Source organism: Billgrantia endophytica, from assembly GCF_002879615.1.
Lineage (GTDB): Bacteria > Pseudomonadota > Gammaproteobacteria > Pseudomonadales > Halomonadaceae > Halomonas > Halomonas endophytica.
Genome location: NZ_PNRF01000036.1, coordinates 61,174 through 74,111 on the forward strand (window position 1 = coordinate 61,174; position 12,938 = coordinate 74,111).

A 12,938-nucleotide genomic window follows, 5' to 3' on the forward strand; every position below is an offset into this window, starting at 1 on the left:
GCCTCACGGTCGGGGAGTCGGTGTCATGCGGGCGCCTGGCGCCCTACCCGCGCCACCGCATCGCGGCTGGCGGCCTTGCGCTCGTCGCCGATCAGCTCATGAAGCAGCCCTCCGCGCAACTCCAGCAGGCGGTCGGCCTGATCGAAGTAGTGATCGTCGTGGCTGATCACCACCAGTGTCTTGCCCAGTGCCCTCAGGCGCGGCAGTAACTGGCGATAGAAGATCCGCCGGAACTGGGGATCCTGATCGGCCGCCCACTCATCGAGCAGCACGAGATCGCGCTGCTCGGCGACCGCCAACAACATCGCCAGACGCTTGCGCTGCCCCTGGGAGAGGTTGACGTTGGTCACACGATCGCCGTCGAAGTCCAGCTTATGCTGCATCTCCAGTTCGGTGAGCCACTCATCCACCAAGGCGGCATCCGGCGACTCTCCAGCGGGACCGATCAACCGATCGAAGAGATGAAAGTCGGTATAGATGGCGGAGAAGTGCTGGCGATACGTCGTCCAGTCCGCCTCCTGCAACGGCCTGCCATCGACCCGGATGCTCCCCGCCTGGGGCTGATAGAGCCCGGTCAGTAGCCGTGCCAGCGTCGACTTGCCACTGCCGTTGCCGCCAATCAGGAATACCACCTCGCCCCGCCGCAGGGTCAGGTCGAGGGGCCCTACCGCAAAGCCCGGCCGCGCCTCCTCATCGGGGTAGCGGTAGGACACCCCCTCCAGGGCGATCTCCTGCCAGGCATGACGCCTCGAGCCGCTATCGAACGCGTCTCGATAGTCCGCCAGCACCAGCGTGTTCAGCTTGTCGAAGGCCACGCGCGCGTTGATCAGCGTCGGCACGGCCCCCACTGCCTGGATCAACGGTGCCCGAAGGAATAGCAACGTGAGCGAGAAGGTGATCGCCACCTGGGCCGAGGCCCACCCCAACCCGTTGGCCAGGAAGAACACCACGCCGATGGCGCCCAGCATCATGATATTGAACCAATTGATTGCACTGAGATGGCAGGTGTCTCCGCGCACGATATGGTGACGATAGGCATCGGCATTGGGCGTGTAGACGTCGCGATAGAGCCACTCGGCCCGGTCGCGGTTGAGCGCCAGCTCCTTGCGCCCCTCGATGACCGATTGATAATCCGCATAGAGCCGATCCTCGACCTCGCGGAGCTTGGCCATATGCTGGTAGACCCAGATCACCATGCGCATGCAAACCACGACGGTGGCCGCGACCCACAGCGCCGTCACCCCTAGAATCGCAGGCGACAGCCAACCCAGGTAGAGCGTGGCCCCCAGCGTCAGCACCCCACCCTGCACCAACTCCGGCAAGCGCACGAAGGCCACCGTGATATAGCGCACATCGGTGGACAGGCTGGCAAGCAGGCGCGCACTGCCGATCTGCTCGACGCGCTCGATATCGGTGTCCATGATGCGCTTGATCAACTGCCCGCGCAGTCGGTAGACGAAGTAATGCCCCAGCGTGGTCAAGGCCAATTGCGAGGCCAGGGTCACCACCAGCAACAGCAGGATCAAGCCGAGAAACAGAGGCAATACTCGCCAGGGATCGGCAAAGGCATCGAGTAGCCGCTGGTTGATGAAGGCGATCGCACCAATGCCCAGGCCGGCACTCACCAGGCTGAGCGCGATCACGCCGACGAAGGACCAGCGGTAATCACGCCATACGATTCCGAACAGCTCCATTGAGCTTGGCTCCTTGCAAAGGTGAACGCCCAAGCGGCGACGCTTGGCCGGACGATTCTCTGGCTTCAACGGGCAACCGCCACACAGCGCCTCATTGGGCAGGCGATACTTGATTCAACACAGACGCCGCACCCGGCTGGGAGCCTCGCCACCCAGCTCGAGGCGCAACTGCTCCGGCCGCACCGGCAGCTCTCGGCCCAACAGCAAATTGGCCACCAGCGTGGGGATCGACACCAGGCTGAAAAAATACTTCGACCAGATCGACGCCGCCGCCTTGCGGTCGGCCCCCTCGCCAAAGCTGGCCGTATAGCGCGCCATCAGCTCGCCGAGCGCGGCACGCTCGAGCAGCACACTGCCCGGCAGTGTCGCCACATCCGCACGGCCGAAGCCCGGGGCCTTGAGGTTGTCCAGAGGCGGCTGACGATAGAGCGCCAGCAGCGCCTCGGCCGGATCGTCCAGGCGAGTGGCAACCTCCGCTGCTTCCGTCATACGCACCTCCTGTCTAGACAACGAAACCTCCGCCACACTGCCCATCACAACCTCCGCAACCCCCACATGAAGTAGGCACCACCGATCAGCGAGGCGACCAGGCCAGCGGGAATTTCGTAGGGGAAGATCATCTGGCGGCCAACCCAGTCGGCCAGCACCATCAACAACATGCCCACCAGTGCCGCGCCCAGCAGGTGCTGACGAGCCCTGGTCAGCCCCAGCAACCGGGCCATATGCGGCGCCAGCAGCCCGACGAAGGAGAGCGGCCCCACCACCAGGGTGGCACACGCCGTCAGCAGGGCCACCAGCAGCAGCAACACCAGGCGGGCCCGATTGAGGGCGACCCCCAGCGCCAGCGTGGTGGGAGCACCCAACGGCAGGATGTCCAGCCAACGGGTAAGCGGTAGCGTGCACAGCGTCAGCAGCGCGGCCAGAGTGCCCACCACCAGGGCACTGGTGAGATCGACGTAATAGGTGGACCCCGCCAACCTGGCGATCACCTGCTGCCCACGCGGGTCGCCCCCGGCCAGCATCACGCTGCGCACCGCATCGAACAGCGCACTCACCGCCACCCCGGTGAGCAGCAGGCGCTCGGGCACGAATCCGCTGCGACGGTTGAGCGCCACCAGAATCAGCAGGGTGGCAAAGGCTCCCAGGGTGCCGACGCCCACCAGCATGCCGCTGGTCGGCGCCGGTAGCAGGAAGATCCCCAGGATCAAGGCGATGGCACAGCCACCGCTGATCCCCAACACTTCCGGGCTTGCCATGGGGTTGGCGGAGAGCCGCTGCAGCAGCGTGCCGGCCACGGCCAGCATCAAGCCACTGGCCGCCGCTGCCACCACCCTGGGCATCCGCCACTGCATGACGCTCCAGTTATCCGGCGACAGCCAGTACCAGCCATTCACCCCCTGCCCCAGCAGCAACCCCAACCCGGTGGCCAGCAGCAGGCCGATGGCCAGGCGAGTCGCCAACCGCCCCGGAGCGGGATGCCGGTTGGCCAGCACGGCAGCCGGCTGGGGTGCCCGATTGCCCTGCAGCTTCAAGCGCGGGATCAGCCACATCAACAGCGGCGCTCCCAAGGCACCGGTCACCGCGCCGGTGGGAATCAGCATCGGCAGCACGCCGGTGACGTTCTGCAATAGCAGGTCAGTGGTGGCCAACAGCACCGCGCCCAGCAGCATGCTCCACAGCACGCGCTGGCCGAGACGCCGCGCCCCGGCCATGCGTACGATATTGGGCGCCGCCAAGCCAATGAAGCCGATGATGCCCACCACACTGACGATGCTGCCGGTGATGAAGACCGCCAACCCCATACCGGCGAAACGCAGATAGACGAGCGATACACCCAGGCTCTTGGCGCTGGCATCGTCCAACTCCAGCACCGCCAGAGGGCGCAGCAAGAACCAGGCCGCCACGGCGGCGATGGCCAGCCGCGGCCAGAGGGCGCAGCAAGAACCAGGCCGCCACGGCGGCGATGGCCAGCCGCGGCCAGAGGGTCGCCACGCCGTCCCAGCCATTCTGGGCCAGCGACCCGGCCCCCCAGATCAGCAGCCCCGACAGCGCCTCGTGATTGAACAGCAGCAACGCCGTGGCCAGCGCGCCCAGATAGAGGTTGACCACCAGCCCCGCCAGCACCACCACGATGGGTGCCAACCCCCGCCGCCAGGCCAGCATGAACACCAGCCCCACCGCCAAGCCGCCACCGGCCAGCGCCACCCACTCGCGGCCAATCGCCAATAGCCCAGGCGCCAGCAGGGTCGCCGTCATCAGCGCCAGGTTGGCGCCTGCCGAGACCCCCAGCGTAGTCGGCGATGCCAAGGGGTTACGCAGCACCTGCTGCATCAACACCCCGGCCAGTGCCAGGCCCCCGCCGGCCAGCAGCGCAATGGCGAGCCTTGGCCACCATGCATAGTGCAACAGCAGCTGGTCGATATCCTCGAACGACGGTGACAACAGTGCCTTGAAGCCCAGCGCCAACCCACCCTGAGATTCCAGGCCGAGCCAGAACAGCACCACCAGCGGCAGGCTCAGCAGCCAGCAGGTCAGCGCCGGCATGCCTGAGCGCATTGCCTGCCCCCTCATGCCCGCCTCTCCCTCGGCCCTTGCATTGCCATGCCCAGTGGCATCCTGTCGTCGGTCATGCCGCCTGCCCTTTTGCCGTGATGACGTACCAGCGGGAGCATTTTAAATGAAAATGATTATTGATGAAATTAGCATTACAAGAATTCTTCGCTCTGAGCTCGCCGGGTGCGGTAGATAAAGCCAACGATTCTCGTTTACCCTAGAGAGATCGATTCCCTGTGCAAGGAATTCTCATGTTCGAGGTCAAGGGCGCTACCTTCGAGGTCAATGGCACCTGTCTGCTCCACCCTGTGGAGCACCGTTTCGAAGAGGGCAAGATCTACGGTTTGATCGGCCACAACGGCTCGGGTAAATCGACATTGGTCAAGCTACTCGCTCAGCAGCAGCCCGTCAGCCAGGGGGAGATCATGCTCGACGAGCGTCCCCTGGGTGACTGGGGCCAACGCGAGTTCGCTCGCCGGGTCGCCTATCTGCCCCAGCACCTGCCCAGTGCCGAAAATCTTATCGGGCGCGAGTTGATCGGCTTCGGCCGCTACCCCTGGCACGGCCTGCTGGGCCGCCATACGCCCGAGGACAAGGCCGCCGTCGAGCGGGCCATCGAACTCAGCCATACCGAAGCCTTCGCCGACCGCCTGGTGGATACCCTCTCCGGCGGCGAGCGCCAGCGGGTATGGCTGGCCATGCTGCTGGCCCAGCAGAGCCGCTTCCTGCTGCTCGACGAGCCGCTGGCCGCGCTGGATATCTCCCATCAAATGGAAGTGCTGGCGCTGATCCGCAAGCTGTGCAACGAACTGAAGCTGTGCGTGATCATCGTGCTACACGACATCAACATGGCCTCACGCTACTGCGACAAGCTTCTTGCACTGCACAGCGGTCGAGTGCTGGCCCACGGCCCCGCCAAGGAGATGATGACCGACGCCACCCTTGAGGCCATCTACGGCCTGCCCATGCAGGTCATGCCCCACCCCAACGGCGAACATCGTATTGCTGTGGCGTGGTGACTAAGCAACCAGCCACAGAATGAGACTCGCCTTCGTCTTGAAGGCGAGTCGCCAGTTGCCCATCAGCTCGTCGGCTACGAGACCACCGAAGGCACCGGTGCTTCACTCGCGGAGGCTCGAGGTAGAACACCTCCTTGAACAGCGGATCCTGATCCGCCGCCTACTCGTCGAAAACCAGGAAAGGGCGGTCTTCGAGGTAGGCCACTACCAGCACCAGGCGCGGCAGGCCAGCCAGGCCGGCTCACCAAGGCCTTCGCATATCAAATTGCTATATATAGCAGATTGGTATACACTGTTCCCTATCAGAACAAGGAAGGGCTCATGCACATCATCACGCAGAAGCGCATCTGGGAAGCCAAAGAGAAGTGGCCACAGACCGCTACCGCGTTAGACACCTGGTATCGACTCATAAAGGCCAGTGAGCCCAAGGACTTCGCCGCGATGAAGAGCATCTTCCCAGCAACCGACAAAGTAGGACGCCACCATGTCTTCGATATCGGCGGTAACAAGATCAGGTTGATCGCGGTCGTCCATTACCGTGCCAGGCGGGTCTACATCCGAGATATTCTCGAGCATAGCGAGTACGACAAAGGTAAATGGAAGGACTGACCCATGAACGCCATTCTTGATCAAGCGACAATGCACTGGGCGTACATCGCGCCCCTGCTCACCGAGCCTGAAAGTGAAGCGGAGTACGACGCCAAGGTCGAGGCCCTGGACGAACTGCTCGACATGGCAGGTGACGACGAGAATCACCCACTGGCAGGGTTGGCCGCGCGCCTCGGTGACATCATCGAAGCCTATGACGAGGAGCATCGCCCCATGCCGGACGCCTCCAGCGTCGATGTGCTCCGCTATCTCATGGAAGAACATGGTGTCACCCAAAGCAACTTACCCGAAGTTGGGGCTCAACCCGTCGTGTCTGCCATCCTGGCGGGTAAACGCTCCCTGAACTGGCGCCAGATCTGTGGGCTGTCCGAGCGATTCGGTGTGCCGACCGATGCATTCAAGGGGCGCGCGGCTGGCTGACCGCCTATGCAGCATTTGAGCGACATCTCCAACCACATCTTAGCGCTGGTACCCAGCGCCTGCTCGAGCCTCAACGCCATATCGGCAGAAACCCCGGCATTGCCGTTCAGAATCCGAGAAAGCGCGGTACGCGTCACACCGAGCCGCTGGGCGGCCTCGGAAACAGAGACATCGCCAATATACTCGCGCAATACGGCACCGGGGTGCGCTGATTACACCACCTCCGCTCCTGCCGCCGGCTCGGCAGCCAACAGCTTGCCGTTCTCCAGGCGCAGCAGCCGTTCGGCGAGTGGGGCAAGATCTTCCCCGATCCCGCCATGACGTTGGCGGCGGTCGACCGCCTGGTCCACCATGCAACCCTCTTCGAGCTCAACGTCGACAGCTATCGTCGCCGCACCGCGATGGACAACAAGGCTCACGTGGGCGACCGGCAACGCGCGCGACACTCAAGACGAGTCACGCCGTGTCGCCCAGCGACACAGACGCGAATGACGCCACCTGTGCATCAAGCAAGGAAGGGTAACAGCGAAGGGGCCGCAACACCTCGGTTCTCACCCTGATTGTCGCTGGCTTCTCACCCTGATTGTCGCTGGCTTCTCATCCAGATTGACGCGCTACACCAAACCAATCGAGTCGCATAGACCACTGCACAATATACGAATGATTCTTATTGCTATAACATGCCATGCAAAAAGCACGCGCAGGGTAACGGAAGCGCCAGAGGATGCTGTACCAGTACGCCCCGGGAGAACACCCCACATGGCTCCACCACGACCCGATATCCCCCAGCCGCCGGCTTCCGCGAGGAGCGTCCATCGCACCCTGCCGAGAAGCATCTGGGTACTTGGGGTGGTGTCGATGTTCATGGATATTTCGTCCGAGCTGGTCCATAGCCTGCTGCCGATATTCATGACCACCGTACTTGGCGCATCCATGCTGACGATCGGTGTCATCGAAGGCGTTTCCGCAGCGACCGCCGCAGTCACCAAGGTATTTTCAGGGGCGATCAGTGATTTCTTTCGCAGGCGCAAGTTTCTTGTCGTGCTCGGTTACTCACTGAGTGCACTTACCAAACCGGTTTTCCCGCTCGCACCGACGGTCGAGTGGGTATTCGGGGCGCGTTTCGTCGACCGCATCGGCAAGGGTATCCGCGGCGCACCGCGTGATGCACTGGTGGCCGATATCGTGCCCCCGCGGCTCTGGGGTGCGGCTTACGGCCTGCGCCAGTCCCTGGATTCCGCCGGCGCTTTTCTTGGTCCACTACTGGCGGTGCTGTTCATGCTCTGGCTCGCCGGCGACATCAAACTCGTACTGTGGGTGGCGGTGGTGCCGGCGCTCATCGCGATGCTGCTGACGTTCACGGTGCACGAACCGGCCCCTCCAGAGCATCCCATTGGCTCCAAAAAGCGCCTGACACTGGCACACGCCACACGCCTGCCGCTGCGTTTCTGGCTGGTGGTTGCACTAGGGGCGGTCTTCATCCTGGCGCGTTTCAGCGAAGCGTTCCTGATTCTCCGCGCCCAGGATGTCGGGCTCGCCATTGCCTACGTGCCCGCGATCATGATCACCATGAATGTCATCTACGCCGGATTCGCCTACCCGGCGGGGATTGCGGCCGACCGGCTTTCGGCGCGAGCACTTCTACTGTTGGGGCTGGGGGCACTGATTGTCGCCGACATCGTACTGGCCATGGCGCTGTCATCGTGGGCGGTATTCCTTGGCGCGGCATGCTGGGGCCTGCACATGGCCCTTACCCAGGGGTTGCTCTCGAAGCTTGTTGCCGATGCCGCACCCGCCGAGCTTCGCGGCACCGCCTTCGGCATATTCAACCTGGTGAGCGGGGGCGCGCTGCTGCTGGCAAGCATCATTGCCGGAGCGTTGTGGAGCCTGTTCGGCGCCCCGGCCACCTTCATCGCAGGGGCATCGTTCGCGGCTGTCGCCGCCGCGGGCTTGCTCCTTTACCGCCCGGCAACACGAACCGCCGTGCGTAGGGCAGGCACATGATGGGGCATCAGTAGCAGCGCGTTTAGATGTCAAGGAGAGTGTTGGCAGCAGCATCATTTGGCTGCTGAAGTCACCACCTCCGCTGGCCCTGGGAAAGCGCCTGGGTGGAAAAGGCCCCCTTCTCGACCCGCACCTTATGCTGCAGATGCAGCTTGGCCAGGGTGGTCTTGCCGCTGCCATTGCCCCCCACGAGGAAAACGATCTCGCCGGGCCCGAACGCCAGAAGCAACCTGAAGCTCGAAAGGGAAGATCGTAAAGGAGCTGATATTAAGGAGCTAATATTGCAGTAGCCATTACCATTGAATCAAAAACACTTGCCTGGAATGACAAGGATCTCGCAACCCGCCGACCCAAAGACATTGCTCGGACTTCAGGTAACGATTATACTTTATACAAGGGAGCCAAAATAATCATCAGCGCGTTTATCGCGCAAGTGGCGATAGAGCCATGCTTTGACATCGACAGTCTCAATACCTTTTTCATGATTATAGGTTTTTGATTTTTCCCACCACATGCCTGCACCGAGAGCAAATGCCGTGCGGTAGCGAAGCATGACATCATCCGGAGAAAATGAGAGTTGGTTTTTAAGCTCTTCAAGGGGTAATTCAACACGCTTGACGGGCCTTCCTGTTACCTCTTCCATTACCGTGGCCAGCTGGCCATATGAGAGTGTATCTCCTGCCACGAAGACTACTTCGTTGGCGATGCGAGGTACTTCAAGGTATATCTCGGTCGTCAGCCGACCAATATCCTCGGGCGTCGTGACGGTGACACGCGTATCCCAGCTTCCAAGTGCTCGGACGGTATTGGCTTCAAGGTCAACGACACCGAAGCCAGGTTCGAACAGGAAGCTCGTGAACATTCCTGTCGAGACGATCACCCATTCGGTTGCTTCCTGCGAGCGCAGTAGATTTCTGACCTCATATTGCTCGTCAAATACAGGTTGGCCACTCTCTTTTCCAACGATGTCGTAATCGACCCCGAACTGCCAGGGAAAATATCTGTTGACTCCAGCCGCTAGAACCGCATGCGTAATCTTCATCTGTGTGCCGGCTCCTGCCACGAACCCCGTACAGCAGATGACCGTATGAAACCCTGCGAACAATTCGGCAAGGCTCGCCTCGGTGCCTTCGGACAAGTCGAAGGATAATATCTCTACCCCAAGCCTACCGAGCTCATCCGTCACTTCCTGCTTGTACTTATCCGGCGATGTGGTGAAGCCAGGTTCTACAAGGACGTTGACGGTGTCAGGACTGACCCTAGAGGTCATATTTTTGATCACTTGCATACCGAGCTGACCGGCTCCGAGGATAAGGATTTTTTCAACGTTGGATTCTTCATTGATGAACATGCATATAACCTTAGGTTAATTGAGATGGCTTTGTAATTCAAGGCTTCGGAAAGAATGGATCATTCTTCCCGCACCCAGTTGTTACCGCTGACTTTCTGTAAAACCGAATAAAACAATCGAATGGCTGTCACCCGAATCGGCTCACATGCAGGCTACATGCTGGTGTATGAATTGTTAATAGCCGTTGGTGAAAAACACAATTCTGCAAGGAGAAACAACGCCATCACCTATTTATTGTTTTTTTGGAAATGCTTTTTCCTTTAAATGGAATTAAAAGCAGCTACGTGATCGACTATCCTGTTGCTAGCCTTTTTATTATGGAGCTGACCCATGTCAACAACCTATTCCCTGAAACTGCACGATGACTCACGGATCCCTGCCTTGGGCTACGGTTTGTGGCAAGTACCGATGGCAACGAGTGCCGAACTGGTCAGTCGCGCCTTGCGGACCGGCTACCGCCTGATTGACACGGCAGAAGCTTATTACAACGAAGAAGGGGTCGGCGAAGGAATCCGTGACAGCGGGGTAGCGCGCGAAGAGATATTCGTGACCACGAAGGTATGGAATACGCATCACGGTTATACTCAAACCCTACATGCCTTCGATGCTAGCCAGCGACGACTCGGCCTCGAATGGATCGACATGTATCTGATGCACTGGCCTTCACGAACTCGTGATGCCTACGTGGAAACATGGCAGGCAATGATCCGCCTGCGTGACGAGGGCCGAGTTGGTACCATCGGCGTCTGTAACTTCTCCATTGGTCAACTGCAGCGCTTGATTGGGAAAACGGGGGTGAAGCCGGTGCTCAATCAAATTGAACTACACCCTTATTTCCAGCAGAAGGCACTGAGAGAATTTCACCACGAACAGGGCATTGTGACCCAGTCCTGGAGCCCACTGGGTTTGTGGTGGCAGAGCCCGGATCCGAACTCATCGCCGCTGCAGGCTCCCCGGGTTCTTGAGCTTTCCGAACGGTATGGAAAGACTCCCGCTCAGATTATCCTGCGCTGGCACCTCGACAGTGGCCTGGCCACTATCTCGAAATCCGTACGACCTGAACGCATCGTGGAAAACTTTCAGCTATTCGACTTCGCGCTGGCGCCGAGCGAGGTGAGGATGCTGGCCGGGCTGGATCGTCGTGATGGCCGTCTAGGGCCAGATCCGGAGACGGCCGATTTTTGACCAAACGAACCCAGCGCGCGCTATGATGACTAATCGGAAGCCAGGGAGCACGATACATGGATCGACTTCAAGCCATGCAGGTATTCGCCCGAGTGGTTGAGATGCACGGCTTCAGTAAAGCCGCGGAGAATCTGGCCATTCCCCCCTCGACTGTCACTCGCGTCATTAAGGAACTGGAAAATCACCTTGGCGTGAAACTACTCCAGCGTACCACGCGGCATTTGAATCTGACCCCGGATGGCAGCCTTTACTACGATCACTGCCGTCGTCTTCTGGCCGAGCTGGAATCCGTCGAGGCAGGCTTTCGCGGTAACGCTGGCCGGATCAAAGGCAAGCTACGAGTCGGCATGACTGCCTCGTTGGCCCGGCTATTCGTACTGCCTGCCATCAAGACATTTCAGGCCCGCTACCCCGATGTGGAATTAACCCTGACCTTGAGCGATCGGACCGTGGAACTGGTTCCGGAGGGTATCGATTGCGTCATTCGTGCCAGAGTACCTCGCGATTCTCCTACTCTGGTGGCGCGTCGTATTGCTAGCTTCGAATGGGTGACATGCGCATCACCTGAGTACCTCAGAGAACATGGCGAGCCCCATTCATTGGAAGATTTGAAGCACCATCATGCTGTCGGCTTTCTACCCGGGCACCAGGGCCGCTCCATGGACTGGCGCTTCGTGGTCAACAACGAAGAGCAAGTCGTACGGATGACCGAGAGCCTGATCGTCAACGACACCGACGCCTATATCGCTTGTGGCTTGGAAGGCTTGGGCCTGATACGTGCGGCAAATTACATGGTGCTGCCGCACCTACACAGTGGCCAGTTACAGCGAGTACTAGACCACAGCCAAGCGCCAACAGTGCCTATATCAGTCATGTATCCACAGAGCCGTCACTTGTCGCCCACCGTGCGGACGTTCGTGGATTGGGTCAGCGATCTCATGCAACATACCGAGCCCCAGTGGCAAGTCGGCAACAGGCTCGCCAGATGAACTGCCGACATACGCCTTATGGACGTTTTGGCTCCTTGCTGAGTCCCTTCGCCTCAAACGACATCACCGCAGCCATTCGGCCGCGGCGATGATCACAGGCACTCATCTACCCCATCACACCATCAGGAGAGCGCGTCCTGATAACGCCGCTCCACCTCCTCCCAGTTGATCACGTTGAAGAAGGCCTCGACGTAATCGGGCCGCTTGTTCTGGTACTTCAGATAATAGGCGTGTTCCCAGACATCCAGGCCGAGGATGGGCGTGTTGCCATGCATCAGTGGACTGTCCTGGTTGAGGGTATTCTCGACGACCAGTTTCTTTTCCGGTGTCACGCTCAGCCAGGCCCAGCCGCTACCGAAGCGACCCAGGGCCGCCTCGGTCAACGCCTCCTTGAAGGCATCGAAACCGCCCAGCTCGCTGTCGATGGCCTGCGCCACCTTGCCCTGTGGTTTGCCGCCCCCGTCGGGTGACATCATCTGCCAGAACTTGGAGTGGTTGGAGTGACCACCTCCGTTGTTGATGACTGCCTGTCGCTTCGCCTCCGGCACCCTGTCGATATTGGCCATCAGTTCATCCACCGGCATCTCTTCCAGCCCCGTACCCTCGAGAGCACCATTGAGCTTGTCGACATATGTCTTGTGGTGCCGTGAGTGGTGAATCTCCATGGTCATGGCGTCGATGTGCGGCTCCAGCGCATCATGACCATAAGGAAGATCGGGTAGTGTATGCGGCATGGTAGCTCCTCCATGATGAATCAGAATGGGGCTTCTGCCCCGGTTACCTCATCCATCCAGCATGGCAAAGCCTTGCCCCTGCCGCTAATGGCAATTGTTGCTGTTTTGTATAGCCGCAACGAAGGAACCGGCACGCCATGAAACGAGAGAAGCCGGCTCTCCCGAGGGAGCCGGCTTCTTCGAGAGCCATGATGGAAGCGTTACAGCCTGCTTTCCAGCTCCGGAAGGAGCTCGAACAGGTCGCCCACCAGGCCGCTGACTGTCGAGAGCGCTACCTGGAAGATCCCGATCTTCTTTAGAGCTTCTGCTCCAGCTCCGGCAGGAGCTCGAACAGGTCGCCCACCAGGCCGCTGACTGTCGAGAGCGCTACCTGGAAGATC

General features: G+C 60.3%; 12 protein-coding genes and 3 pseudogenes. 7 read left to right on the forward strand and 8 right to left on the reverse strand.

Translation table 11 applies throughout. The features are described from left to right. Positions 1-23 precede the first annotated feature (23 nt). The 3 genes and pseudogenes from C1H69_RS17365 to C1H69_RS17375 form a co-directional block, all read right to left on the reverse strand. A complete protein-coding gene (locus tag C1H69_RS17365; protein WP_102654655.1) occupies positions 24-1,694 on the reverse strand; it encodes a multidrug ABC transporter permease/ATP-binding protein in 1,671 nt (556 codons plus the stop codon). A 114-nt stretch (positions 1,695-1,808) separates the two neighbouring features. Further along, on the reverse strand, positions 1,809-2,183 hold the full coding sequence (locus C1H69_RS17370) for a hypothetical protein (RefSeq protein ID WP_240609987.1): 375 nt from the start codon (positions 2,181-2,183) through the stop codon (positions 1,809-1,811). A 44-nt stretch (positions 2,184-2,227) separates the two neighbouring features. Beyond that, positions 2,228-4,265: pseudogene (locus C1H69_RS17375) on the reverse strand (iron ABC transporter permease). 233 nt (positions 4,266-4,498) lie between these two features. Between C1H69_RS17375 and C1H69_RS17380 the strand changes: the two are divergent. The 3 genes from C1H69_RS17380 to C1H69_RS17390 all read left to right on the forward strand — a co-directional run bounded on the left by C1H69_RS17380 (position 4,499) and on the right by C1H69_RS17390 (position 6,295). Next, positions 4,499-5,266, forward strand: coding sequence for an ABC transporter ATP-binding protein (locus C1H69_RS17380; protein WP_102654640.1), 768 nt, complete (start codon positions 4,499-4,501; stop codon positions 5,264-5,266). A gap of 321 nt (positions 5,267-5,587) precedes the next feature. Further along, the gene (locus C1H69_RS17385; RefSeq protein ID WP_102654641.1) at positions 5,588-5,875 is read left to right on the forward strand and encodes a type II toxin-antitoxin system HigB family toxin; all 288 of its coding nucleotides are present in this window, start codon (positions 5,588-5,590) and stop codon (positions 5,873-5,875) included. Between the two features lie 3 nt (positions 5,876-5,878). Beyond that, entirely contained in the window at positions 5,879-6,295 is a 417-nt protein-coding gene (locus tag C1H69_RS17390; RefSeq protein WP_133154993.1) for a helix-turn-helix domain-containing protein, read from the forward strand. A gap of 35 nt (positions 6,296-6,330) precedes the next feature. On the opposite strand, the pseudogene C1H69_RS24245 reads toward C1H69_RS17390, so the two are convergent. After that, a pseudogene (locus tag C1H69_RS24245) lies at positions 6,331-6,492 on the reverse strand (HigA family addiction module antitoxin); the annotation flags it as partial. 63 nt (positions 6,493-6,555) lie between these two features. Between C1H69_RS24245 and C1H69_RS24640 the strand changes: the two are divergent. Both C1H69_RS24640 and C1H69_RS17405 read left to right on the forward strand, forming a co-directional pair. After that, positions 6,556-6,664 (forward strand): annotated as a pseudogene (locus C1H69_RS24640) (ATP-binding protein); the annotation flags it as partial. A 390-nt stretch (positions 6,665-7,054) separates the two neighbouring features. Then, the gene (locus tag C1H69_RS17405; RefSeq protein WP_102654643.1) at positions 7,055-8,299 is read left to right on the forward strand and encodes an MFS transporter; all 1,245 of its coding nucleotides are present in this window, start codon (positions 7,055-7,057) and stop codon (positions 8,297-8,299) included. Positions 8,300-8,369: 70 nt separating this feature from the next. Here the strand turns inward: C1H69_RS17405 and C1H69_RS23910 are convergent, their stop codons facing one another. Together C1H69_RS23910 and C1H69_RS17410 are read right to left on the reverse strand one after the other, a co-directional pair. Then, positions 8,370-8,528: an ATP-binding cassette domain-containing protein gene (locus C1H69_RS23910; protein WP_240609988.1), complete on the reverse strand. Its 159-nt coding sequence runs from the start codon at positions 8,526-8,528 to the stop codon at positions 8,370-8,372. Between the two features lie 159 nt (positions 8,529-8,687). Then, on the reverse strand, positions 8,688-9,650 hold the full coding sequence (locus tag C1H69_RS17410; RefSeq protein ID WP_102654644.1) for an aromatic alcohol reductase: 963 nt from the start codon (positions 9,648-9,650) through the stop codon (positions 8,688-8,690). Between the two features lie 330 nt (positions 9,651-9,980). On the opposite strand from C1H69_RS17410, the gene C1H69_RS17415 reads away from it, so the two are divergent. After that, a complete protein-coding gene (locus C1H69_RS17415) occupies positions 9,981-10,835 on the forward strand; it encodes an aldo/keto reductase (protein ID WP_102654645.1) in 855 nt (284 codons plus the stop codon). 56 nt (positions 10,836-10,891) lie between these two features. Beyond that, positions 10,892-11,824, forward strand: coding sequence for a LysR family transcriptional regulator (locus C1H69_RS17420; protein WP_102654646.1), 933 nt, complete (start codon positions 10,892-10,894; stop codon positions 11,822-11,824). A 122-nt stretch (positions 11,825-11,946) separates the two neighbouring features. Here C1H69_RS17420 and C1H69_RS17425 read toward each other — a convergent pair whose 3' ends face one another. Together C1H69_RS17425 and C1H69_RS23915 are read right to left on the reverse strand one after the other, a co-directional pair. Beyond that, entirely contained in the window at positions 11,947-12,558 is a 612-nt protein-coding gene (locus C1H69_RS17425) for a superoxide dismutase (protein ID WP_102654647.1), read from the reverse strand. 200 nt (positions 12,559-12,758) lie between these two features. Continuing rightward, on the reverse strand, positions 12,759-12,938 hold a 180-nt coding region (locus C1H69_RS23915), incomplete at its 5' end, for a hypothetical protein (RefSeq protein ID WP_205738534.1).